Below are 22,445 nucleotides of genomic sequence, written 5' to 3' on the forward strand. Positions count from 1 at the left end.
CCCCTCACCGAGGCCCCCTGGCCTCTCTCGGCAGGCCGAGTACACGCTCGGCGATGATGTTGCGCTGAACCTCGTCCGTGCCGCCGTAGATGGTGTCGGCGCGGGTGAACAGAGCGACCCGCTGCACCGGATCCAGCTCGTACGGGGCACCCGGCCGCCAGTCCGCGGGCCCGACGGCACCCGCGGCCCCCCGCACCTCCAGGGCCAGCTCACCGAGCCGCTGATGCCACCGCCCCCACAGCAGCTTCGCCACGCTCGGCGCGCCCGGCAGCACGCCGGTCCCCGAACCGCCCAGCGTCCGCAGCGCGTTCCACCGCATGACCCGCAGGTCGGCCCACTGCCGCACCAGCCGCTCGCGCACCACGGCGTCCCGCACCGCCCCGGAGGCGACCGCCGCACGCACGACCTCCGCCAACTCCTCGGCGAAACCGATCTGCTGGGCGAGTGTCGAGACCCCGCGCTCGAACCCGAGCAGGCCCATGGCGACCCGCCAGCCCTCCCCGGGGCCGCCCACCACATGCGCGGCACGCGCGCGTGCACCGTCGAAGAAGACCTCGTTGAACTCGCTGGTGCCGGTCATCTGGCGGATGGGCCGCACCTCGACGCGTCCGGGCTGGTCCATGGGCACCAGCAGCAGGGAGAGTCCGCGATGCCCTCGGGAGCCCTCCTCCGTCCGCGCCAGCACGAAGCACCAGTCGGCCTCGCGCGCCAAGGAGGTCCAGATCTTCTGCCCGGTGACGAGCAGGAACTCCCCGTCCCGCACGGCCCGCGTCCGCACCCCCGCCAGGTCCGATCCGGCCCCCGGCTCGCTGTACCCCTGGCACCACAGCGCATCGCCCCGCGCGATCGGCGGCAGGAACTCGTCCCGCTGCTCCTGACTCCCGTACGCCAGGAGCGTCGGCGCGAGCAGGTTCTCGCCGATGTGGCCGCAGCGGCCGGGCGCACGCGCGCGGGCGTACTCCTCGGCCCAGACGACCTGCTGGGTGAGCGTGGCCCGCCGGTTGCCGTACGCGTCGCTGCCCCAGCCGAGACCGATCCACCCGCCGCGCCCCAACGCGCGCTCCCAGGCGCGTCGCTGGGCCACTCCCTCGTGCTCGCCGCCGGGACCGCCGCGCCCACGCGCGCGGGCGTGGTCCCCGGTGAGGTGCTCGGCGAGCCAGCCGCGCGCCTCGGCGCGGAACGCCTCGTCCTCGGGCCCGAAAGCGAAGTCCACCGCCCGCCCCTTCCCGGCTACGCGTTCGGCCGTGTCTGGGCGGCCGCCGCCTCGGCCATGGCCTCCAGCTGGGCCAGCAGCGGCATGGGGTCGGTGCCGACCGTCCCCGGCAGGAAGTCCGCGATCTTCTCCGGGGTCCAGGCCCCGTCCGCGTATCCGGCGCGCAGCTCACGCGGCTGCGCCCATACGGCGATCTTGGGCCCGGCGACCGTGTAGACCTGCCCGGTGATGCTCTCGGCGCGGGCCCGGTCGCTCAGCAGGTATGTGACGAGCGCGGCGACGTCCTCCGGCTCCCCGTTCTCCGCAAGCTCCATCGGTACGTTCGCCGACATCCGCGTACGGGCGACCGGGGCCACGGCGTTGGCGGTCACCCCGTACTTGTGCAGACCGAGCGCGGCACTGCGCACGAGCGAGATGATCCCGCCCTTCGCCGCGCTGTAGTTGGCCTGCGCGACAGAGCCCTGGTGGTTGCCGCTGGTGAACCCGATGAGGGTGCCCGAACGCTGCTTGCGCATCACCGCGGAGGCGGCCCGGAACACGGTGAAGGTGCCCTTCAGATGTGTGGCGACGACCGGGTCCCACTCCTCCTCGGACATGTTGAACAGCATCCGCTCGCGCAGGATCCCCGCGACGCACACCACCCCGTCCACGCGCCCGTACTCGGCGAGCGTGACGTCGACGACCCGCTGTCCGCCCGCCATGGTGGAGATGTCGTCCGCGACGGCGACGGCCTCCCCGCCCGCGGCCCGGATCTCCTTGACCACGGTGTCCGCCACCTCGCTGGCCGGCTCGCCGCCCGCCACCGAGACGCCGTAGTCGTTGACGACGACCTTCGCCCCCTCGGCCGCCGCGGCGAGCGCGACGGCCCTGCCGATGCCGCGCCCGGCGCCGGTGACGGCCACCGCCTTGCCTGCCAAGAAGTTCCCCACACCGGCCCCTTCCCGCGGTTTCTGACGCCCCGTTAGATTCTATGACCCGTCGGACACGTCAAGACAAGCCCCGCGGAGGACTCATGTCACTGCCGGCCGAGTTCCACGACATCGCCAACCGCGTGAACAACTGGGGCCGCTGGGGTGATGAGGACGAGAGAGGCACGCTGAACCTCATCACCGACGACGTCGTACGGGCGGCCGCCGCCGAGGTCCGCTCCGGGCGCCGCGTCCCGCTCGCGCTGCCTCTCAAGGAGGACGGTGTGCAGACGGGCCTGATCCCGGGCCGCGTGAACCCCCTGCACACGATGGTGCAGATCAACCACGAGCTGTTCGGCCCCGGCACGGTCGCCACCAGCGACGACGCGGTGACGATGGGCCTCCAGACCGCCACCCACTGGGACGCCCTCACGCACGTCTCGCACTCCGGGAGGATCTACAACGGCCGCCCCGCCGACAGCATCACGGCCCACGCGGGAGCGCGGTTCAGCGGCATCGACAAGGCGCGGCACGTCGTCTCGCGCGGGGTCCTGCTGGACGTCGCGCGCGCCAAGGGCCTCGAACGCCTGCCGGGAGATCACGCGGTGACACCCGAAGACCTGGACGAGGCCGCGGAGTTCGGGGGCGTCGCGGTCCGCGCGGGCGACATCGTCCTCGTGCGCACGGGGCAGATCCAGGTCTACCTGGCGGGCGACAAACACGCGTACGGCTATCCGTCGCCCGGCCTGTCGCTGCGTACGCCCGAGTGGTTCCACGCCCGGGACGTGGCCGCGGTCGCCAACGACACCCTGACCTTCGAGATCTTCCCCCCGGAGACCGAGGACCTGTGGCTGCCCGTGCACGCGCTGGATCTGGTCGAGATGGGGATGCTGCAAGGCCAGAACTGGGATCTCGAAGAGTTGTCCACAGCCTGTGCAGAAGTTTCCCGCTATGCCTTCCTGCTCTCCGCCATGCCCGAGCCGTTCGTCGGCGGGACGGGGACGCCCGTGGCGCCGGTCGCCGTGCTGTGAGCCCTCAGGCCGTGCTGTGAGCCTTTATGAGCCTCTAGGACGTGTCCGCAGATCCTGCCCTCCGGACGGCGGCGCGTCAGCTTCCGCCCCGAGCGCGCTGCCACGCGCCGCCATCCGGCTCGGCGCTCGACACTGCCCCTCGTGACCCCGAGGGGACCGACGCCGAAATCGCGACCCACATCTCGTCAAGGACCTCCGTCACCGAGCGCCCTCGACGTCCCCTCGCGGCGAATCGCTGCACACAAGCGTGATCAATCGGACACGCCACGTCAACACCCTGCCGGGGATTAGTGGCCAATGCCCCTTTTATCCTGCCCGCGCACGGGTGCGCGCATCGTGGCACACGACGGCGCATACGGGCTCAGAGCCCGCCACGGGCTGCCGGGAAGGGGCACTTCCGTACGCCGGTCAGACGGCTTCGTACGCCACGTCGGCTTCGGCGTCGGTGTCGCCGTAGGACACCCCGTCGAAGGTCACCGCGGCGACGCCGGGCTCGCACCGGTCGACCTCGCACCAGATGCTCTTGCCGCCGCCCTCGGGCTGCCAGCCCCAGCGGTCGGCGAGGCCGTCGACCAGCTCCAGGCCGCGGCCGTTGGTGTCGTCGCCCTCGGCGTGCCGCTGCTTGGGCGGGCGGGCGCTGCGGTCGGCCACCTCGACCCGGACCGTGCCCGGGGTGTGGTCGGGGACGCCGGGGAGGACCATGCGCAGGACGGCCGGACAGCCCGTGTGCACAACGGCGTTGGTGACCAGCTCGGAGATCAGCAGGATCAGCGTTTCGGCCACCGGCTCGTCGACCTCTATGCCTGAGCCCGCCAGCCGCGAACGGGCCCACCGCCTGGCCCGCCCCACCTCCGCGGGGTCGGCCCCGACCTCCAGCTGAACTTGAAGCACCTGCACCGCTCACACCATCCGAACCGGCGGACACATCGCCTCGCGCCTCCACAGGGTCACGGAACGTGATCCCCTTGGGAGACAGCATGATTGACGTTCAGTCACCCCAACAAGCGCTTCGGGCATATTCCAGCGCGAAGGAGTACGCGTGCTGCATACTGTGCGACGCGTGCCGCGGGGGGTCGAACAGGCGGGCCCGAGACCCGGTCCTGCGTCGCGAGCGGCGCGCATTGCCGGGCCCGGAGGCGCCTTAAGGGCGACACCGGGATGGCTCAGCCTCAGAACCACTCGCATCTGACACAAGGTACCCGAGGCGAGCGCCGACTCCGTGCCGTGACGAGTCACACGTAGGACACAACCCGATATCAACGCTCCGTAGTCCCACGGTCGCGCGGTAACAGAGCGGAGGCGAGCGCCTCCTCCGCCTCCTCGGCCACCTGTCCGAGCCGCGCCCGCACCCAGGCCCGCTTGAGATGCAGATGCACATCGGCCTCCCAGGTGAACCCCATGCCGCCGTGCACTTGCAGACAGTCGCGCGCGTTGCGTACGGCGGCCTCGTCGGCCAGCAGTTTGGCACCGGCCGCCTCCAGCGCATCCCCGGTCACGGCGGCGGCGTACACCGCGGCGCGGGCGACCTCGGCGCGCACCAGCAGTTGCGCGCAGAGGTGCTGCACGGCCTGGAACGCCCCGATGGGCCGCCCGAACTGTTCGCGCTCACGCGCGTATTGCACGGCAGTCTCGCAGGTCCGCGCGGCGCTGCCGAGCTGTTCGGCGGCGTGCAGGAGCACCCCCCGGCCGGGGCGGGGCGCGCCCGGTACGCGATGCAGCGGCGTCAACGGATCGACGGACCGCAGGGGGACGGCGCCGGTGACGTCACCTCGGACGACGTCCGCCTCCTCCAGCCACGGGACCAGGGTGCCGTCGACGGCCGTCACGACGGCCTCCCCCGTCGCGGCCCCCGCCACCTCGCCCGCTGCGAGGAACGTCGCCACGGCGGGCCCGGGGAGCAGGACCCGCCCCGCTTCCTCGAAGGCGAGTACGGCCTCCGGCAGCGCCAGCCCGACGCCGCCCCGGTCCTCGGGCAGGACGAGGGAGAAGAAGCCCGCTTCCCCCAGCTCCCGCCACAGGCTCCGGTCGATCCGGCCCGCGGTGTCCCGCAAGCAGGGTCGCGAGGAGAGGCGCCCCTCCAGCAGCTCCCGCACCCCTGTACGCAACGCCCGCTGGTCATCCGTCAGTTGGAAATCCATACGGACGGTCACCGCCCCTTCGGGAGGCCGAGGATCCGCTCGGCCACGATGTTCCGCTGGATCTGCGAGGTCCCCGCGGCGATCGTGTACGCCAGGGAGGAGAGCCGGTCCAGGGTCCATTCGTGCCCGAGGTCGAGCGCGTCATCGCCGAGCACGTGTGCGGCGGCGTCGTACAGCTCCTGGCGTGCGTGCGAGTACCGCAGCTTGAACACCGAGCCGCCCGCGCCGGGCACGCCGCCGGTCCGCTGCGCCTCGCTCACGTTCCACTGCGTGAGCCGCCACAGCGCCGAGAACTCCGCGGCGAGGCGCCCGAGCCGGCGGCGCAGCGCGGGGTCGTCCCAGCGGCCGTTCCTACGGGCCTCACGCGCGATCTCGCCGAGCACGCGGCGGCAGGCCACCACCTCGCCCACGAAGGCGGTGCCCCGCTCATAGGAGAGGGTCACCATGGTCACGCGCCAGCCGTCGTTCTCGTCCCCTACGCGGTGGGCCACCGGGACCCGCACCTCGTCGAGGAACATCTCGGCGAACTCCGTGGAGCCCGCGAGGGTCCGCAGCGGGCGCACGGTGATCCCGGGGGCGTCCATCGGCATCGCGAGCCAGGTGATGCCCCGGTGCTTCGGCACGGCCTCGCTCACCGGTGTCGTACGTACGAGGAGTTCGCACCAGTCGGCGACTTCCGCGTGGGAGGTCCAGATCTTGGACCCGCTCACTACGTAGTGGTCGCCGTCGCGCCACGCGCGCGTGCGCAGCGAGGCGAGGTCGGAGCCCGCGTCGGGTTCGCTGAAGCCCTGGCACCACACCTCCTCGCCGCGCAGCACGGGCGGCAGCCACCGGGCGCGCTGTTCGGGCGTCCCTTCGGAGGCGATGGTCGGCCCCGCGTGGAGCAGGCCCACGAAGTTGGCGCCCACATAGGGGGCGCCCGCCTTCTCCGTCTCCTCCAGGAAGATCAGCCGCTGGGTGGGGGACGCGTCCCAGTGCACGTGGCCGTAGCCCGCGTCGTACAGGGTGCGCTGCCACGCGGTGTCGTACGCGCGCCGTCCGGGCCAGTCGTGGGGAGAGGGCCGCTCGGGGAGCTTCGAGAGCGCCGTCGGGAGCCATTCCCGCAGGCCGGCCCGGAAAGCTTCCTCCTCCTCGGTGTACGTGAGGTCCATGCGGCTCCTACGTGTCCGGACAGGCTACCTGACGTCCCGTCAGATAGCAGCCTAGGCCCGTGCCCCTGGACCGACAAGGCGCCGGGGCTTACGCTCTCGGGACTATCTGACTGACCGTCAGTTCAACGGCGTACGGACGGGAAGGGGGCCGCATGAAGGCCTCGGAGGTCGAGACCGCGTACGAACTGGCCGCCTGCCGCACCCTCTGGGAGCTGATCGAGCGCCGCGCGGCCCTCACTCCCGACGCGCCCGTCCTCATCCAGGCCGCCGCCGACCCCGCCGACGACCGCACGCTCACCTTCGGCGGCCTGCGCGAGCGCGCCGAACGCGTCGCGGCCGGGCTCTACGGCATGGGCGTACGCCCCGGCACCGTCGTCGCCTGGCAGCTGCCCACGCGCGTGGAGACCGCCCTGCTCTCCTTCGCCCTCGCGCGCGTGGGGGCGATCCAGTCGCCGGTCATCCCCTTCTACCGCGACCGCGAAGTCGGCTTCGCGCTGCGGGAGTCGGGGGCGGAGTTCTTCGCGGTGCCCGGGGTGTGGCGCGGCTTCGACCACACGGAGATGGCCCGGCGGCTCGGCGCCGCAGGAGTCTTCGAGGCGTACGACGACCTGCCCGAGGCCGACCCGTCCGTCCTGCCCCCGCCGCCCTCCGAGGGCACGTCGGTGTGCTGGATCTACTGGACGTCGGGCACCACGTCCGACCCCAAGGGCGTGCGCCACACGGATCGTTCGCTGATCGCGGGCGGCTCGTGCCTGGCCCACGCCCTGCGTCCGAGGGCGACGGACGTCGGCTCGATGGCGTTCCCCTTCGCGCACATCGCGGGCCCCGACTACACGGTGATGCTGCTCCTGTACGGCTTCCCCGCGGTGATGTTCGAGCACTTCGCGCTGCCGGAAGCGCTCGACGGCTACCGGCGGCACGGGGTGACCGTGGCGGGCGGCTCGACGGCCTTCTACTCGATGTTCCTCGCCGAGCAGCGCAAGCGGCCGGCGGGCGAGAAGGCCATCCCGACCCTGCGGCTCCTGGCGGGCGGCGGGGCGCCCAAGCCACCGGAGATCTACCACGCCGTCGTACGCGAGCTGGGCTGTCAGCTCACCCACGGGTACGGCATGACCGAGGTCCCGATGATCACCATGGGCGACCCGGACGACACGGCGGAGAACCTGGCGACGACCGAGGGGCGGCCCCCGTCCGGCATGGAGATCCGCGTCACCGGCCCCGGCGGCGAGGAGCTGCCCCCGGAGACGGACGGTGAGATCCGGCTGCGCGGCGAGGCCGTCTGCCAGGGGTACGTCGACCCGGACCAGAGCGCCGCCGCCTTCGACGCCGAGGGTTTCCTGATCACCGGCGACCTCGGCCACCTCAGGAAGAGCGGCCATCTGGTGCTCACCGGGCGTGCGAAGGACGTCATCATCCGCAAGGGCGAGAACATCTCGGCCAAGGAGATCGAGGACCTGCTCCACCGGCATCCGGCCGTGGCGGACGTGGCGGTCGTCGGCCTGCCGGACCCCGAACGCGGGGAGCGGGTCTGCGCGGTCGTCGAACAGTGCGCGCAGACCGAGCCGTTGACCCTGGAGGAGGTCACCTCGTATCTGCGCGGGGAAGGCCTCTCCCCCTACAAGCTGCCGGAACAGCTGGAGGTCGTCGAGGCGCTTCCCCGCAACGAGACACTGCGCAAGGTCCTCAAGTACAAACTGAGGGAGCGCTTCTCGCAGGCGTAGAGCCCATGCCGGCGGCCCTCACTCGGGAACCGTGAAGTACTCCGCGAAGGCCGTCACGATCTCCTGCTCGGCCACCTTGCCGTCGCCGTCCGCGTCGAGGGCGCCCGCCGTCGCCGCGGCGGTTTCCGCGGGCACACCGAGCGCCCTGAGCGCCCGCTCGGCCTCGCCAGGGGCGAGCGCCCCGTCGCCGTCGGCGTCGGCGATCGCGATCGCCGCGTGCAGAAAGGGCCGCGCGATCTCGGCGAACCGCTCGGGGCTGTCCCGCAGCCGCTTCACCGCGCCGCCCACGAATTCGTCCCGGGTGATCCGCTGATCCCCGTCGCGGTCCGCGATTCCGGCCATGCCCTGCCAGAACGCCTCGGCGCCGATGTAGAGCGCCTGCCCCTTGTCGGACCGCGCCGTCGCGCCGAACTCCTTGCACAGGGCTGCCGCCGCCGTACTGAAGTCCTCACGGGAGATGTACTTGTTGCCGTCCTGGTCGAAGGTGGCGAACCGGGCCGCGATCCTACGCTCGTACTCGGCACTGTCCATGGTCTTCGGGCCGCCTCACTTCCGCGGTTGGGTGCACTTCAAGGGGTGGGTACCCCGGCAGCGAGCGTACGTCGTCGCAGGCCGCCCGGAGGCCGGAAAGCCCTGCTTGTGGCAAGACCGCCCATATTCCGGGACACGGGTGTGGCACGGGGACGATGTGCTGAACTGTGCGCGTGGAAGCGGTCGCGGCGAGTGTCATAGCGGTGTTGGGAACTCTCCTGGGCGCGGGCATCACCCACGCCTTCCAGCGCAAGGCGATCGAACGGACGGAGGAGTTCACCCGCGGCGAGAAGCTGCGGCAGGAGCGGATCGACGCCTACTGCGCGTACGCGGGCGCGCTGGTCAACTACCGGCGGATCCTGGTCGACCGCTGGTTCAGCAGGCACGAGAACCGCCCCGATGACGGCGAGGAGGCGCGCTTCCGCTCCTACGAGATGCGGTCCGAGGCCCAGGAGGCGCTGTTCCGTGTGCAGTTGCTCACCAGCGACGCCGAACTGGTGCGGCTGGCCTGGGAGACGCTCGACCAGGTCGCCGACGTGCACAGGGCCGACGACCGCGACGGACTGGCGGAGCGGCGCCGCGTCTCGCGGGACGCGATCAACGCCTTCGTGGCGGCGGCCCAGCGGCACGTGTGACGTCCTGGGGCAGGTTCAGGCGGAGAGCGGGGCCGCCTCCTCGTCGAGGGCCGCCACGACGTCCGGGTAGACCTCGAAGAGCCTGCGTACGCCGAGGGCGGCGAGGACGCGGTTGACGTGCGAGCCGTCGACGGCGCCCTGCGCGGGCAGGATCAGCCGCAGCCGACCCTGGCAGGAGCGGATCAGACGGCGCGTGGCGATCAGCACGCCGACGCCGCTGGAATCGCAGAACAGCACGTCGGAGAGGTCGAGGACGACGCTGCGGCGGCCGTCCGCCACCGCGTCATGCACGCGCTGGCGCAGCACGGGTGAGGTCAGCAGGTCCATCTCGCCGGACACGCGCAGCACGGCCCAGCCGCACTCCTCGCCCACCACCACCTTGAGCGTCACGCGCCATGCCTCCCGCTCGCCATGCCCGTCCCGCCCGTCCGGAGTGACCCGGCGCCCGGAGTGATCCGGAAGCGGTCCTTACGCTTCGTTCTGCTGCGGCTGCCCCACCGCTCTCCCATGAAACACCAAGGCTCCACCGTCAATATCATCCGGTGTCGGGCCGGGCTCGCGCTTTGCCATAAACAGGAGCCCGCTGTCAGTGCCGCCGACTACATTCGAGGAGTAGTCAGAAACAGGCGGTACCGTCGAAGGACGTCGAAACACGTCGAAGGACAGGGCCGAAGCACAGGGCAGGACAAGGCAAGCGCACGAGGGGGCCGCATGCCGAAGGACGCGCCGCGGCGCTGGGACCGCCGGATGCAGCAGCGGCTCGCGCACGGGGAGGCCGCCGCGCTGGGCGAGCTGTACGACCGCTTCGCCTCGCTCGTGCACGGCCTCGCCCACCGGGTCCTCGGCGACGAGTGCGCCGCCGACCGCATCACCCGCGAGGTCTTCTCCCACGTCTGGGAGAACCCCGACGCGTACGACCCCCGGCAGGGCCCCCTGCGCTCCTGGATCGCCACGCTCACCCACCAGCGGGCCGTCCGCAGGCTCCGCCAGACCGAGTCCGCCGCCCTCGCCCTCGGCGGCGAGGGCACCCCGGAGGACCTGGAGCGCAAGGTCCGCCGCGCCTCGGCCGCGGCCCGCGCCGACTACATCGTGACGGCCATGCCGACCCCGCTGCGCAAAGCCCTGGAGCTGGCGTACTTCCGGCGGCGCGACTACCGCCAGACGGCGGCCGACCTCGGCGTGACCGAGGACGAGGCCCGGCGCAGGCTCCGCCTCGGCCTCCAGCTCCTCTCGACGGCCCACGACACCGCGGACCCCTCCGCGAGCCCGGCCCCCGGCCCGCCGGGATACGGGACAGCGCTGTGACCGGCTCCGACCGCCCCGAGCCGTACGAGGAGCCCCACGGGCCCGAAGGCCCCGGCCCCGATCCCGGCGGGCAGCGGCGCGACGCCCCGCGCATACCGCTGCCGCGCTCCTCCATAGAGGACACCGGCCTGCCCCTGCCCGACCCGGCCCCGGACGCGATCACCTGGGAGGTGCCACCGCCTCCCCCGCCCGAACCGCTCGTCCTGGAGCACCAGATCCTGAAGTCCCTGCTCGGCGCCTGGGCGCTCGCCGCGTGCTCCGCGGCCGAGGCGACCGCCGTGGAGGAGCACCTGGGCGAGTGCGGGCCCTGCGCGGAGGAGGCGCTGCGGCTGCGTGACGCCGTCGGCCTGCTGCACCCCGAGGAGAGCCTCGATCTCGACCCCGGGCTGCGCACCCGCGTCCTGGAGAGCTGCCTCGGCCGACGCCCGCCGCGCATCCCGGTGCCCGAGTGGGCCGTGCCCTACGACGCGGAGAGCGCCCGCCTCGACGCGCTGCTGCGGGACATCGGCGACTCGGAGTGGCACGCTCCGGTGCGGCTGCGCTGGTTCGAGCAGGACGGCCCGGTGACCCGGAAGTCCACCGTCGCCGGGGTGATCGCGCATCTCCTCGCCGTCGACGGCCTGGTCGGGCTCGCCCTCGGCCTCGACGACCCGCTCGGCCCGGAGGCCGCGGGCCCGCAGCACCCCACCCGGCGCACCGAGGCGTACTGGCACGCCTCGCACTTCCCGCCCACGCGCGCGGTGCGGGGCCCCTGGCGCGACCAGACGCACGAGATCGTGCGCACGGTGTCGTTCGCGGGTGACGGCTCGGGGCGGCTCCCCGTGCCGTACGGGACGGTGCCGGCGGCCGACCCGGCCGCCCGGGCCGGGCAGAAGATCGAGCTGCCGTTGCGGGACGCCATGGTGGACCGCGCCTTCGAGTGCTGGATCCACGCGGGCGACATCGCCGAGGCCGTCGACTACCCCTACGACCCGCCCGCGCCCCGGCACCTCCACCACATGATCGCCCTCGCCGCCCGGCTGCTTCCCGGCACGCTGGCCGACCGCCGGCGCTCCGGGCTCGCCGCGCCGCCCCGCGGCCTGGTCGCGGCGGGCACGCCGGGCCGCACCCTGCGTCTGGAGATCGAGGGACTCGGCGGCGGCGAGTGGCTCATCCCGCTCGACTCACCGGCGGCGGTCGCCTCGGCCGACCGGGAGGTCGCGCATGTGGCCCTGGACGGCGTCGAGTTCTGCCGCCTCGCCGCGGGTCACGTCTCGCCGGTGGAAGCGGCCGCGGGCCAGGACGGCGACCGCGAGGCGATCCGGGACGTCCTGTTCGCGGCGGCCTCCCTGAGCAGGCTGTAGCCCCGAGGGCCGAGACGGGTGGGTGGATGGGCGGGCGGGAAGCTCGCCGCGCAGCGGCGCTCAGAAACCCACGACGGCCCGCACCCGGGCCACCCGCGGAGCTACGCGAAGACCACCGTCCGCCGCCCGTTCAGCAGGATCCTGCGCTCCGCGTGCCACTTCACGGCTCGCGCCAGCGCCTGGCACTCCACGTCGCGGCCGATCGCGACCAGCTGGTCGGGGGTCACGTCGTGGCCCACCCGTTCGACCTCCTGCTCGATGATCGGCCCCTCGTCGAGGTCGGCCGTCACATAGTGCGCGGTGGCGCCGATCAGCTTGACCCCGCGCGCGTGCGCCTGGTGATACGGCTTCGCGCCCTTGAAGCTCGGCAGGAACGAGTGGTGGATGTTGATGATCCGCCCGCTCAGCTCCTTGCACAGGTCGTCCGAGAGCACCTGCATATAGCGGGCCAGGACGACCAGCTCCACGTCCTCGGAGCGCACGATCTCCAGCAGCTGCGCCTCGGCCTGCGGCTTGTTGTCCCGGGTCACCGGAATGTGGTGGAAGGGGATGTCGTACGAGGCGGCCAGCTCGGCGAAGTCCGTGTGGTTGGAGACGACCGCGGCGATCTCCACCGGCAGCGCCCCGATCCGCGAACGGAACAGCAGGTCGTTCAGGCAGTGCCCGAACTTCGAGACCAGCAGGACGACCCGCATCCGGTCCTCGGCGCGGTGGATCTGCCAGTCCATGTGGAAGGAGTCGCCGATCGCGGCGAAGCTGGCCCGCAGTTTGTCGACGGTGACCGGCGCCTCGGCGGAGAAGTGGACGCGCATGAAGAACAGCCCGGTGTCGTGGTCACCGAACTGCTGGCTGTCCTCGATGTTGCAGCCGGTCATGAAGAGGTAGCTCGACACGGCGTGCACGATGCCCTGCTTGTCGGGGCAGGAGAGGGTGAGGACGTACTGCTCAGCGGGAGCGGCGGAGGCGGCGGGGGCGGCGGCGGACTGCTCATTCATGCGGCCAAGGTTCCCATATGCGACGGGCGCCGCGGGCAGGCGTCCGGCCGGGCTCAGGCGGACCTGGTCAGGATCCGCAGCACCTCCAGCGTGCGCGGGGCCTCGTCGGGGTCCTCCCCGTCGCCCGCCGCGAGCCGCACGTGCGCGTCCCGCGCGGCCCGCACGGCGTCCGGCCAGCCCGGGTGCTCCAGGTAGACGGAGACCATCGCGTCGGGCCCGACCTCGTGCATGATCCGCAGGACCCGCAGCACGGCCGTGTCGACGAGCGCCGCCTCCTGCGGGTCCCGGAAGATCGTCCCGACGTATTTCTCCGCGGACCAGTTGTCCAGCCACGTGTCCTCGACCAGCCGGTACACGGCGTCGGTCACGTCCCCGTACTCCTCGCGCCCCGCGAGCCAGCACTCACGCTGGAAGTCGGGGTCGGAGAGCATGTGCAGCGCCGAGCGCACGTTGCTGCGCCAGCGCCACCACGGCATGTCATTGGTCGGCATGCCGCCCATGGTGCTGGAGCGACGGCCGCGACGGGAAGAGTTCTCCGAACCTTGCACGGTCATCGATCGTACGTTCCCACCTCGTGCACTCGAATCGGCCCCCGCCCGTTCACCTTCATGTCACGGTCCGTTGAGAACGAGTCACTCCACGGTTGGCCCTCCAACGGCATCGTGCGGGGACATGACCGGCCGGCGACGCACCTTCCTCCCCCGCCCCTCCAAAACCGCGGTACTCGCCGCGGCAGCGGCGGCGTGTACGTCCCTGATAGCCGGGTGCGGGGTCATCCCTGGGACCACGGGGGGTTCCAGGGACGACCCCATCACCGTCATGACCTGGGCCCCCGAGAAGACCAAGGCCACCAACAAGCCCGGCGTCCCCGCCATGGCGCAGGCCTACGCGCGCTGGGTCAACGCGCACGGCGGCATCGACGGCCGCGAGCTGAAGGTCCTCACCTGCAACGACCACAACGACCCGGTCGGTGCCGCCGGCTGCGCCCGCGAGGCGGTCGACGAGGACGTGGTGGCCGTCGTCGGCGCGTACAGCCAGCACGGACGCTCCTTCCTCGCCCCGCTGGAACTGGCGGGCATCCCCTACATCGGCGGCTACGGCATCACCGACGACGAGTTCAGCAGCCCGCTGTCCTACCCCGTCAACGGCGGCGAACCGGCGCTTCTCGCGGGCAACGGCCGCCAGCTCGCCGCCCGCTGCGACCGCGTCGCCCTGGTCCGCCCCGACACCCTCGCCGGTGACGAGCTGCCCAAGCTGCTCAACTCCGGGCTCCGCGACGGCCACCACAAGCCCGTCGCCGACATCCGCGCCCCCGAGGACGGCACCGACCTGACCCCGCAGGCCGAGCAGGCCCTCAAGCACGCGGGCGCCGAGCACGGCTGTGTGACGGCCGCGCTCGGGGCCCGCACCGACACCTTCTACGACTCGTTCCGGCGCACCAAGGACGACTATCCGCCGGTACGGATCTCCTCCGTGCTCGGCAGCGTCGACCAGTCGCTCGTCGACCGCACCGGCGGCGCGAGCGGCCCCTACGAAGGGGCGTACGTCACCGGCTGGTACCCGCCCGCGGGCGACCCCCGCTGGTCCGAGATGCGCAAGGTCATCCGCGAGCAGGCGTTCGGCGACAACCGCGTCGACCCGGCCGACGCGGGCGTCCAGACGACGTGGATCGCGTACACCGTCCTGAAGCAGGTCGTCGAGTCGCTGGACGGCGGCGAGGTCTCGGCCCTCTCGCTGCGGCGCGCTCTCGACGGCGGCCTGCGCGTCGGGACGGGCGGCCTCACACCGACGCTGAGGTGGCGCTTCGAGGACCTGATCGCGGCCAGCGAGTTCCCGCGCCTGATCAACTCGGGTGTCACGTTCCAGGTCGTGCGGGACGGGAAGTTCGTCCCGGCGCGCAAGGGGTTCGTGGACGTGGAGCAGACGCTGGAGCAGTCCGCGTAGCCCGCCCCGGCGGTTTCCGCGGACCGTCCCGGCCGGGACCTACAGCTGGGACTTCTCGCGCGTGGTCAGCCCGTACTTGCGGGCGATCGCGTTCCAGTGGTTGGCCGCCTGCTCCTTGGCGCTGGTCGCCTGGCCGCTCGCGCGGTTGCCCGCGCCCTGCTGCGGGGTGCTGCGGGCGTGGCCCTTCCTGCACCCCTTCTTGCCGGCCACCTGGTCCGCCCACGCGGCGTAGTGGCTGTCGGCGGACGCGGACGCCTTCCAGGCCCGGTTGAGGGACGAGGTCAGCAGGTCGTTGGCCGGGAGCTTGTCGACCTTCAACCCGGCGAGGCGCGTGACCAGGCCGTTGCGCTGCTTGGCGGCGGCGCGCAGGTCGGTCGCCGACTGGCTCAGGTTCTGGCACTTGCCGACGTTGCGCACGGCGGCGATGACCATGTCACGGCTGTTGTTGCTGTCGGCGAGCAGCTTGTCCAGGGCGACGGCCTGCGCCTTGGCGGGGTCGGCGGTGGGTGAGGGCCGCTCGTCGGCGGGCGCGGGCGCGGAGACGGGCTTGCTGTCGTCCGCCTCCGCGTCGTCACCGCCACCGGAGCTGAGGAGCGCGCCGGCGCCGACGCCGAGCACGGCGATGCCGATGCCGATCGCGGCGATGAGCGGCACCTTCGATCCGGTGCGGTTACGGCGGCCGCCGTGGCCATGGCCCGCGGGGGCCGGCCCGGGTGCCGGGGCCGGAGCCGGGGTGCCCGGGGCCTCGAAGCGGGGCATCTGCTGGGTGGACGCGGGCCCCTCGGCGCCCGGTTCGGCGCGGAAGAGGCTGTCGAACTCGGCGGGCGGCTGCCGGTCACCGGGTGCGCCGGGACGGATGCCGTAGGGCGCGGCGCCCGGCTCGGGCGGCGCCGCGTGACCCGCGGGGCCGCTGCCGCCGGGGACGGGCGCGATGAACTGGGTGGGTTCGCTGTCGGACGCGGCGGCGGGCGCGGCGGGCGCGGGGTCCTGGGCACGGCCGAGGAACTGCGTGGCGTCGGCGGCGGGAGCCTCGGGCGGCAGGGCGCCGGGTCCCACCGGGGGTATGTACTGCGTGGCCCCTTCGTCGGCACCGGCGGCGGGCACGGGCGCGATGTACTGCGTGGCCTCGGCGTCGGAGGCGGGGCCCGGCGCGTCGACGGGGGGCAGCGGGGCGCCGCCCTGCCCGAGCGGCGGCAGAGGCATCCGCTGCCCGCCGTAAGAGGCGTCACCCTGGGCGGGCCGCTGGGGCTGCTCGGGGGACTGAGGGGCGTACCCCTGCTGACCGCCGTACCCCTGGCCCTCGTACGCGCCATAGGAGGCGCCAGTGCCGTACGAGGCGTCCGTGCCGTACGAAGCATCCTGGCCGTACGAGGCGCCCGAGCCGTACGAGGTGCCCGCGCCCTCCGGAGGCAGCGGCATGGCCTGCGGCTGCTGGGTCTCCCACTGCCCGCCCCGGCCGCCCGGCGGTGGGCCGGCCGTCTCGGGCCCCCAGGGCTGGCCCCAGGGGGTGCCGCCCGCCGGGGTGGTCTCCCGGCCCGCGGTGCCGGGAAGCAGCGGTTCGCTGCCGTCCGCGGGCAGCACGACGCCCTCGTGGGCTGGCCGGTCCGCGGGCTGCCGCGGATCGGAGGAAGCAGCGCCCTGACCGCTCTGCTGCGTCACCGGGACTCCTACGTATGGGGGACCTACGGAACCGTCGGCTCACGCTACCGGGTCCCCGTGTCCCTCTGCCACGCAGCTCGGAACAGCAGCTCATGCCCAGTGGCGGGAGTAACAAAACCTCCCGCCAGGACGCTGTACAACGCGAGCCCGCGCGCCTCACGCCGCCTGGACGTCGACCCGCGCCCCGAACTCCCTTACCACCGGCTCCTCCCGGTAGGGCTCAAGGCGCTGCTGGAAGTCCTCCAGGTACTCCGCGCCGCGGTTGGACCGCAGGGTGCCGAGGAGTTCGACGGCCTTCATGCCCGTGTGGCAGGCCTGTTCGACCTCGCGCCGCTGGACCTGTGCCGTGGCGAGCAGGACCAGGCCGATCGCGCGGCGCCTGGCCCGCGTCTCCGGATGTCCGTCGAGGGACTCCTGCGCGCTGCGCGCCGCCGCGTCCGCCTGGCCCAAGTCCCGGTGACAATGCGCCATTTCATCGGCCAGATACGCATGGTCGAAGTGCCGGATCCACACCGGGTCGTCGCCCGAGTCCGCCTCGCCGGCCGCCCGGTCCATCGCCTCGATCGCCCGGCCCGCCACCACCTGGGTGGCCCGCGCGTCCCCGAGCAGCGCGTGTCCACGCGCCTCGGCGGCGAAGAACATCGCCTCGGCGCGGGGCGTGACCCGCCCGCGCGTCCCCTCCTGCGCGGCCCGCGCCAACTGCGCGATCTCGCGCGGATTTCCGAGCTGGGCGGCGAGGTGACTCATCGAGGCCGCGAGCACGTAACCGCCGTAGCCCCGGTCCCCGGCCGCCTGCGCGAGCCGCAGCGCCTGGATATAGTAGCGCTGGGCGAGGCCCGGCTGGCCCGTGTCCACGGCCATGTAGCCCGCCAGCTCCGTCAACCGCGCGACGGCGGCGAACAGTTCACGCCCGACCGCTTCCCGGTAGGAGCCCGCGAGCAGCCCGGAGACCACGGAGTTGAGGTAGTGCACGACGACGGGACGCACATGCCCGCTGCCGTACTGGTGGTCGAGGCGGGTCAGCGCCTCCGTCATCGCCTTGACCGCCGCGACGTCCGCCATCCCGACGCGCGGCCCCGCGGTCCTTCCGACCTGCGGGTCCGTCGAGGAGATCAGCCAGTCGCGGCTGGGCTCGACGAGCGCGGAGGCGGCCACGGTCGAACCGGAGAGGAAGTCGCGGCGGCCCACATCGCTGCGCCACAGCTCGCAGACCTGCTCGATGGCGCCGAGGACGGTCGGCGAGAACTGGAGTCCCACGCCCGAGGCGAGGTTCTTGCCGTTCGCCATGCCGATCTCGTCGATGGTGACGGTCCGGCCCAGTTTGCGGCCGAGCGCCTCCGCGATGATGCCGGGTGCCCGCCCGCGCGGCTGCTGCCCGCGCAGCCAGCGGGCCACCGACGTCTTGTCGTAGCGCAGATCGAGACCGTGCTCCGCGCCGCACATGTTGACCCGGCGGGCGAGACCGGCGTTGGAGCAGCCGGCTTCCTGGATGAGCGCTTGCAGCCGTTCGTTGGGCTGCCGTGCGACGAGTGGCCTGGCGGCCATGGCTTACCCCCTGTGTGCACCGTGGACCATCAAAGACGAGGCGGCCGCCGGGGCCGTCTCACGACGATCAATGCCCTTGGGGCAAGGCGAAGATGCGCCACGAAAGAGGCATAAGAAGCAATGAAGAACAACAAGTACGAAAATGTACGAATCTCCCCAGAGACTTCCTCCGAGGCGCCTTCTGATTGCCCTTGAGCTGGCTACCCGCACATGGATGCCATTTCCCATGCGCGCCCCCGGCCGTGCACCCATGCGCCCCGCTCGCAGGATCGATGCTCCTCCTCCGCCCTCGCGTGCGCCCGTAACCCGTAGGGGTGGCGGGAGTTGAGAACTCCGTGGAAGAGACCATCGGAGTCACGTCAGCCGCGCAGATCCCGAAGCAGCGCGGAGAGGCCTTGCTGGACACGGCCGTGCGATACGCGGAGGAGCGCCACTGGGACATCTTCCCCGGTACCTGGCTGGAGTCGGCCGAGGGCACCGAGCACTGCTCGTGCGGCGACACCGCGTGCGCCTCACCCGGCGCACACCCGGCGCGCGAGGACTGGCCGACCCAGGCCACCGGCAGCGCGACCGTGGCCCGGCGGCTGTGGCAGAAGCAGCCCAAGGCGTCGATCCTGCTGCCCACCGGGCGTACGTTCGACGCGATCGACGTGCCCGAGACCGCCGGGTTCCTCGCCCTCGCCCGCATGGAACGCATGGAGCTGACGCTCGGCCCCGTGACCTGCACGCCGGACCGGCGTATGCAGTTCTTCGTACTCCCCGGCGCCACCGCCAAGGTGCCCGACCTCGTCCGCAAGCTCGGCTGGCCCCCGGCCGCCATCGACCTGGTCGCGCTCGGCGAGGGCGCCTACGTGGCCGCTCCCCCGACCCGCTTCGGCGCCTCGGGCGCGGTCCAGTGGGCCTGCCGCCCGACCGCCGCCAACCGCTGGCTGCCGGACGTGGAGGAGATCATCTCGCCCCTGGCGTATGCGTGCGGCCGGGAGGCCCGGCGCTGAATCGCTCCGCGGGTTGGGCGGTCCTCTGTCCGCGGGTCGGATGGGGCTGGTCGCGCAGTTCCCCGCGCCCCTCCGGGGCGCTGCCCCGTATCGTGCGGCCACGGGACAGGCAGCGACGGAGGGCGGCGCGGTGACCGAGGTGGCTTCGGCGGCGGTACGGGTTCAGGGGCTCTGGAAGCGGTTCGGGGAGCAGATCGCGGTGGCCGGGATCGATCTGGCCCTGCCCGCGGGCAAGTTCATCGGTCTGGTCGGGCCGAACGGCGCCGGGAAGACCACCACCCTCTCCATGGTCACCGGCCTGCTCCGACCGGACCAGGGCACCGTCGAGGTCGTCGGCCACGACGTGTGGCGCGATCCCGTCCAGGTCAAGGCCCGTATCGGCGTACTCCCCGAGGGCCTGCGCCTCTTCGAGCGGCTCTCGGGGCGCGAGCTGCTCGCGTACACCGGACGCCTGCGCGGCCTGCCCGGCGCCGAGGTCGACAAGCGCGCGACCCAGCTCCTCGACGTACTCGACCTCGCGGGCGCCCAGCACAAACTCGTCGTCGACTACTCCACCGGCATGCGCAAGAAGATCGGTCTCGCCGCCGCGCTGCTCCACAACCCCGAAGTGCTCTTCCTCGACGAGCCGTTCGAGGGCGTCGACCCCGTGTCGGCCCAGACGATCCGCGGCGTCCTGGAGCGCTACACCACGTCCGGCGCCACCGTCGTCTTCTCCTCCCACGTCATGGAGCTGGTCGAGTCGCTCTGCGACTGGGTCGCCGTCATGGCCGCGGGCCGCATCCGCGCCCAGGGCACCCTCGCCGAGGTGCGCGGCGCGGCGCCCTCGCTCCAGCGGGCGTTCCTCGAACTCGTCGGCGCGCACGGCCGTGACGCGGGCTCCGATCTCGACTGGCTGGGCGGTGGGGCGCGATGACGGCCGTCGCGCACGCGTCGGCGATCACCCCCGTCCTCGTACGCCTGAAGCTGTCGCTGCTGCGCAACGGCCTGCGGCAGTCGGCCGGGCGCCGGGCCGCCTACATCGCCTCGGTCGGCTTCGCCCTCCTCCTCGCCGCGCTCCAGCTCCTCGGCCTGATCGCGCTGCGCGGCGACCCGCACGCCGCCACCGTCTGCGTCCTGCTCGGCGCGGTCCTCGCGCTCGGCTGGGCGGTCATGCCGCTGTTCTTCCCGAGCGGCGACGAGACCCTCGACCCGACCCGCCTGGTGATGCTGCCGCTGCGGCCCCGGCCGCTGGTGCGGGCGCTGCTCGTGGCGTCGCTGGTCGGCATCGGTCCGCTGTTCACGCTCTGCCTCGCCGTCGGCGCGACGATCGCGCTCGCCCGCGGCGCGGCGGCCGCGGCCACCGGCTTCCTCGCGACCGCGCTCACCGTGCTGACCTGCGTGGCCCTCGCCCGCGCGGTCGCCGCCGCCAACATCCGCCTGCTCACCAGCCGCAAGGGCCGTGACCTCGCGGTCCTGAGCGGCCTGCTCATCGCGATCGGCGCGCAGGCCGTCAACTTCGGTGCCCAGACGCTCGGTTCGTCCGGACTGTCCACGCTCGACCCGGCGGCGGCCGTCGTGCGCTGGGTCCCCCCGGCGGCGGCGCTCGGCGCGGTGGACTCCGTGAGCGAGGGCTCGTACGCGACCGGCGCGGCGCAACTCCTCCTCTCCGCCGCCGCCTTGGTGGCGCTCCTCGCGCTCTGGCAGCACAGCCTGACCCGCCTGATGACGACACCGGACGGCTCCACATCGGCCGCCGCGGAACCGCAGAAGGACACCTCACGCGCCTTCGGCGCCCTCGGCGGGCTGCTCCCCGCCGGGCGCACCGGCACCGTCATGGCACGCGGCCTGCGGTACGTCCGGCGCGATCCGAAGACGAAGGCGGCCTGGGTGACGTCCCTGGCCATCGGCCTGATCGTGCCGCTCTTCAACGCCATCCAGGGCACGGGATCGGTGTACTTCGCGTGCTTCGCGGCGGGGATGCTCGGGATCCTCATGTACAACCAGTTCGGCCAGGACACCTCGGCGTTCTGGATGGTGGCGATGACGATCTCCTCGACCCGCGACGCGTACGTGGAGCTGCGGGGCCGTGCGCTGGCGCTGCTGCTGATCACCCTCCCGTACGCCACGCTGGTCACCGTCCTCACCACGGCGGTGCTCGGTGACTGGCCCGCCCTGCCGGAGGCCCTCGGGCTCTCCTTCGCGCTGCTCGGCGCGATGCTGGCGACGGGCGCCTGGTCCTCGGCCCGGTTCCCGTACTCGATCCCGCAGGAGGGCTACAAGAACGTGGCCCCCGGCCAGACGGGCCTCGCCTGGATCTCCATCTTCGGCGGGATGGTCGCGGCGGCCCTGCTGTGCGCCCCGGTCCTCGCCCTCACGATCTGGCTGCACGCCTCGGCCGCCGCCTCCTGGAGCTGGGTCCTGCTCCCCCTGGGCGCGGCGTACGGCTGGGCGGTCTCGGAGGGCGGGCTGCGCCTCTCGGCGCCGCGTCTCGCCCGCAGCCTCCCGGAGATCCTCACGGCGGTCAGCAAGGGCTGACGACCGATGACTTTCTCGACTTCCTCCGGTCAAATGGGTCGTCAGTTGTTCAACGCGGTGCACGAGATGCACGAGTTGCATGAGATACACGAGATACCTGGAGACCCGAGATGCGCACCCTGATCAGCTCTGCCTTCGTCTCGCTCGACGGCGTCGTGGAGGCCCCCGGCGGCGAACCCGGCTACCGGAACTCGGGGTGGACCTTCAAGGACATCGAGTTCCTCCCGGAGGCGTTCGAGATCAAGGGCCGGGAGCAGGAGGAGGCCACCGCGATACTGCTCGGCCGGGTCAGCTACGAGGCGTTCAGCCCGGTCTGGCCCGCCATGGAGGAGTTCGCCTCCTACAAGACGATGCCCAAGTACGTCGTCTCCACCACCCTCGGCGAGGGCGACCTGGTGTCGGACTGGGGCGAGACCACGATCCTGCGCTCGCTGGACGAGGTGGCCGCGCTGAAGGAGACCGAGGGCGGCCCGATCATCATGCACGGCAGCGCCGGCCTCAACCGCGCCCTGTCGGACGCCGGCCTGATCGACCGCTACCACCTGCTGGTCTTCCCGCTGCTGCTCGGCGCGGGCAAGCGGCTGTTCAGCGCCGCGGACAAGGACAAGCAGCAGCTGAAGCTGGTCGAGCACGCGGCGTACGCCAACGGCCTCCAGCTGAACGTCCTCGACGTCGTCCGCTGACGCAGACGACCCGCGAGCCGTGGTTCCTGCCGCGCCGGGCGGGCCGGGCGGAGGAAGCCGGCCGGACGTACCGGCGGCTCGCGGGTCGGGTGACTGCTTGGGAATAGGGCCGGCTGCACACACCACACGTGCGG

21 protein-coding genes are annotated in these 22,445 nt (G+C 72.6%); 10 read left to right on the plus strand and 11 right to left on the minus strand.

Going from position 1 to position 22,445, the window contains the following annotated elements; genetic code table 11:
* Positions 1-4: 4 nt before the first annotated feature.
* Entirely contained in the window at positions 5-1,213 is a 1,209-nt protein-coding gene (locus IG54_RS0123135; RefSeq protein ID WP_030787649.1) for an acyl-CoA dehydrogenase family protein, read from the minus strand.
* Between the two features lie 17 nt (positions 1,214-1,230).
* A complete protein-coding gene (locus tag IG54_RS0123140) occupies positions 1,231-2,142 on the minus strand; it encodes an SDR family NAD(P)-dependent oxidoreductase (RefSeq protein ID WP_030787652.1) in 912 nt (303 codons plus the stop codon).
* Positions 2,143-2,225: 83 nt separating this feature from the next.
* On the opposite strand from IG54_RS0123140, the gene IG54_RS0123145 reads away from it, so the two are divergent.
* Positions 2,226-3,152 carry a cyclase family protein gene (locus IG54_RS0123145; RefSeq protein ID WP_030787657.1) on the plus strand — a complete coding sequence of 309 codons (927 nt, stop codon included), beginning with the start codon at positions 2,226-2,228 and terminating at the stop codon, positions 3,150-3,152.
* Between the two features lie 408 nt (positions 3,153-3,560).
* Here IG54_RS0123145 and IG54_RS0123150 read toward each other — a convergent pair whose 3' ends face one another.
* The 3 genes from IG54_RS0123150 to IG54_RS0123160 form a co-directional block, all read right to left on the minus strand.
* Entirely contained in the window at positions 3,561-4,049 is a 489-nt protein-coding gene (locus IG54_RS0123150; protein WP_051819821.1) for an ATP-binding protein, read from the minus strand.
* Positions 4,050-4,408: 359 nt separating this feature from the next.
* Positions 4,409-5,290 carry an acyl-CoA dehydrogenase family protein gene (locus IG54_RS0123155; RefSeq protein WP_030787661.1) on the minus strand — a complete coding sequence of 294 codons (882 nt, stop codon included), beginning with the start codon at positions 5,288-5,290 and terminating at the stop codon, positions 4,409-4,411.
* An 8-nt stretch (positions 5,291-5,298) separates the two neighbouring features.
* The gene (locus IG54_RS0123160; protein WP_030787663.1) at positions 5,299-6,441 is read right to left on the minus strand and encodes an acyl-CoA dehydrogenase family protein; all 1,143 of its coding nucleotides are present in this window, start codon (positions 6,439-6,441) and stop codon (positions 5,299-5,301) included.
* A gap of 152 nt (positions 6,442-6,593) precedes the next feature.
* On the opposite strand from IG54_RS0123160, the gene IG54_RS0123165 reads away from it, so the two are divergent.
* Positions 6,594-8,162: a class I adenylate-forming enzyme family protein gene (locus IG54_RS0123165; protein WP_030787665.1), complete on the plus strand. Its 1,569-nt coding sequence runs from the start codon at positions 6,594-6,596 to the stop codon at positions 8,160-8,162.
* An 18-nt stretch (positions 8,163-8,180) separates the two neighbouring features.
* Here IG54_RS0123165 and IG54_RS0123170 read toward each other — a convergent pair whose 3' ends face one another.
* The gene (locus IG54_RS0123170) at positions 8,181-8,693 is read right to left on the minus strand and encodes an EF-hand domain-containing protein (RefSeq protein ID WP_030787667.1); all 513 of its coding nucleotides are present in this window, start codon (positions 8,691-8,693) and stop codon (positions 8,181-8,183) included.
* Positions 8,694-8,896: 203 nt separating this feature from the next.
* On the opposite strand from IG54_RS0123170, the gene IG54_RS0123175 reads away from it, so the two are divergent.
* The gene (locus tag IG54_RS0123175) at positions 8,897-9,328 is read left to right on the plus strand and encodes a hypothetical protein (protein ID WP_234336311.1); all 432 of its coding nucleotides are present in this window, start codon (positions 8,897-8,899) and stop codon (positions 9,326-9,328) included.
* Positions 9,329-9,343: 15 nt separating this feature from the next.
* Here IG54_RS0123175 and IG54_RS0123180 read toward each other — a convergent pair whose 3' ends face one another.
* The gene (locus tag IG54_RS0123180; protein WP_030787671.1) at positions 9,344-9,718 is read right to left on the minus strand and encodes an STAS domain-containing protein; all 375 of its coding nucleotides are present in this window, start codon (positions 9,716-9,718) and stop codon (positions 9,344-9,346) included.
* Positions 9,719-10,039: 321 nt separating this feature from the next.
* Between IG54_RS0123180 and IG54_RS0123185 the strand changes: the two genes are divergently transcribed.
* Together IG54_RS0123185 and IG54_RS0123190 are read left to right on the plus strand one after the other, a co-directional pair.
* Positions 10,040-10,633, plus strand: coding sequence for a sigma-70 family RNA polymerase sigma factor (locus IG54_RS0123185; RefSeq protein WP_030787674.1), 594 nt, complete (start codon positions 10,040-10,042; stop codon positions 10,631-10,633).
* Positions 10,630-11,976, plus strand: coding sequence for a zf-HC2 domain-containing protein (locus tag IG54_RS0123190; protein WP_030787677.1), 1,347 nt, complete (start codon positions 10,630-10,632; stop codon positions 11,974-11,976). The genes IG54_RS0123185 and IG54_RS0123190 overlap by 4 nt, the downstream gene beginning before the upstream one ends.
* 101 nt (positions 11,977-12,077) lie before the next feature.
* Here the strand turns inward: IG54_RS0123190 and purU are convergent, their stop codons facing one another.
* Together purU and IG54_RS0123200 are read right to left on the minus strand one after the other, a co-directional pair.
* Positions 12,078-12,971: a formyltetrahydrofolate deformylase gene (gene purU / locus IG54_RS0123195; protein WP_030787681.1), complete on the minus strand. Its 894-nt coding sequence runs from the start codon at positions 12,969-12,971 to the stop codon at positions 12,078-12,080.
* Between the two features lie 53 nt (positions 12,972-13,024).
* Positions 13,025-13,525, minus strand: coding sequence for an SCO4402 family protein (locus IG54_RS0123200; RefSeq protein WP_078594392.1), 501 nt, complete (start codon positions 13,523-13,525; stop codon positions 13,025-13,027).
* Positions 13,526-13,643: 118 nt separating this feature from the next.
* On the opposite strand from IG54_RS0123200, the gene IG54_RS0123205 reads away from it, so the two are divergent.
* Entirely contained in the window at positions 13,644-14,915 is a 1,272-nt protein-coding gene (locus tag IG54_RS0123205) for an ABC transporter substrate-binding protein (protein ID WP_030787687.1), read from the plus strand.
* Between the two features lie 39 nt (positions 14,916-14,954).
* Here IG54_RS0123205 and IG54_RS0123210 read toward each other — a convergent pair whose 3' ends face one another.
* The gene (locus IG54_RS0123210; protein WP_030787690.1) at positions 14,955-16,496 is read right to left on the minus strand and encodes a hypothetical protein; all 1,542 of its coding nucleotides are present in this window, start codon (positions 16,494-16,496) and stop codon (positions 14,955-14,957) included.
* Between the two features lie 234 nt (positions 16,497-16,730).
* Positions 16,731-18,119: a hypothetical protein gene (locus tag IG54_RS0123215; RefSeq protein ID WP_030787693.1), complete on the minus strand. Its 1,389-nt coding sequence runs from the start codon at positions 18,117-18,119 to the stop codon at positions 16,731-16,733.
* A gap of 335 nt (positions 18,120-18,454) precedes the next feature.
* Here IG54_RS0123215 and IG54_RS0123220 point away from each other — a divergent pair, with 335 nt between their 5' ends.
* The 4 genes from IG54_RS0123220 (at position 18,455) to IG54_RS0123235 (ending at position 22,311) form a co-directional block, all read left to right on the plus strand.
* Positions 18,455-19,114 (plus strand): bifunctional DNA primase/polymerase, encoded by a 660-nt coding sequence (locus IG54_RS0123220; protein ID WP_030787696.1) that lies wholly within the window; start codon positions 18,455-18,457, stop codon positions 19,112-19,114.
* Positions 19,115-19,253: 139 nt separating this feature from the next.
* Positions 19,254-20,027: an ABC transporter ATP-binding protein gene (locus IG54_RS0123225; RefSeq protein WP_030787699.1), complete on the plus strand. Its 774-nt coding sequence runs from the start codon at positions 19,254-19,256 to the stop codon at positions 20,025-20,027.
* Positions 20,024-21,628, plus strand: a complete 1,605-nt coding sequence (locus IG54_RS0123230; protein ID WP_030787702.1) for a hypothetical protein — start codon at positions 20,024-20,026, stop codon at positions 21,626-21,628. Before IG54_RS0123225 ends, IG54_RS0123230 begins: the two co-directional genes overlap by 4 nt.
* A gap of 110 nt (positions 21,629-21,738) precedes the next feature.
* Entirely contained in the window at positions 21,739-22,311 is a 573-nt protein-coding gene (locus tag IG54_RS0123235) for a dihydrofolate reductase family protein (RefSeq protein ID WP_030787705.1), read from the plus strand.
* The last annotated feature ends 134 nt before the right edge of the window (positions 22,312-22,445 follow it).

Origin of the sequence: Streptomyces sp. NRRL S-920 (assembly GCF_000717945.1) — a bacterium.
GTDB lineage: Bacteria > Actinomycetota > Actinomycetes > Streptomycetales > Streptomycetaceae > Streptomyces > Streptomyces alboniger.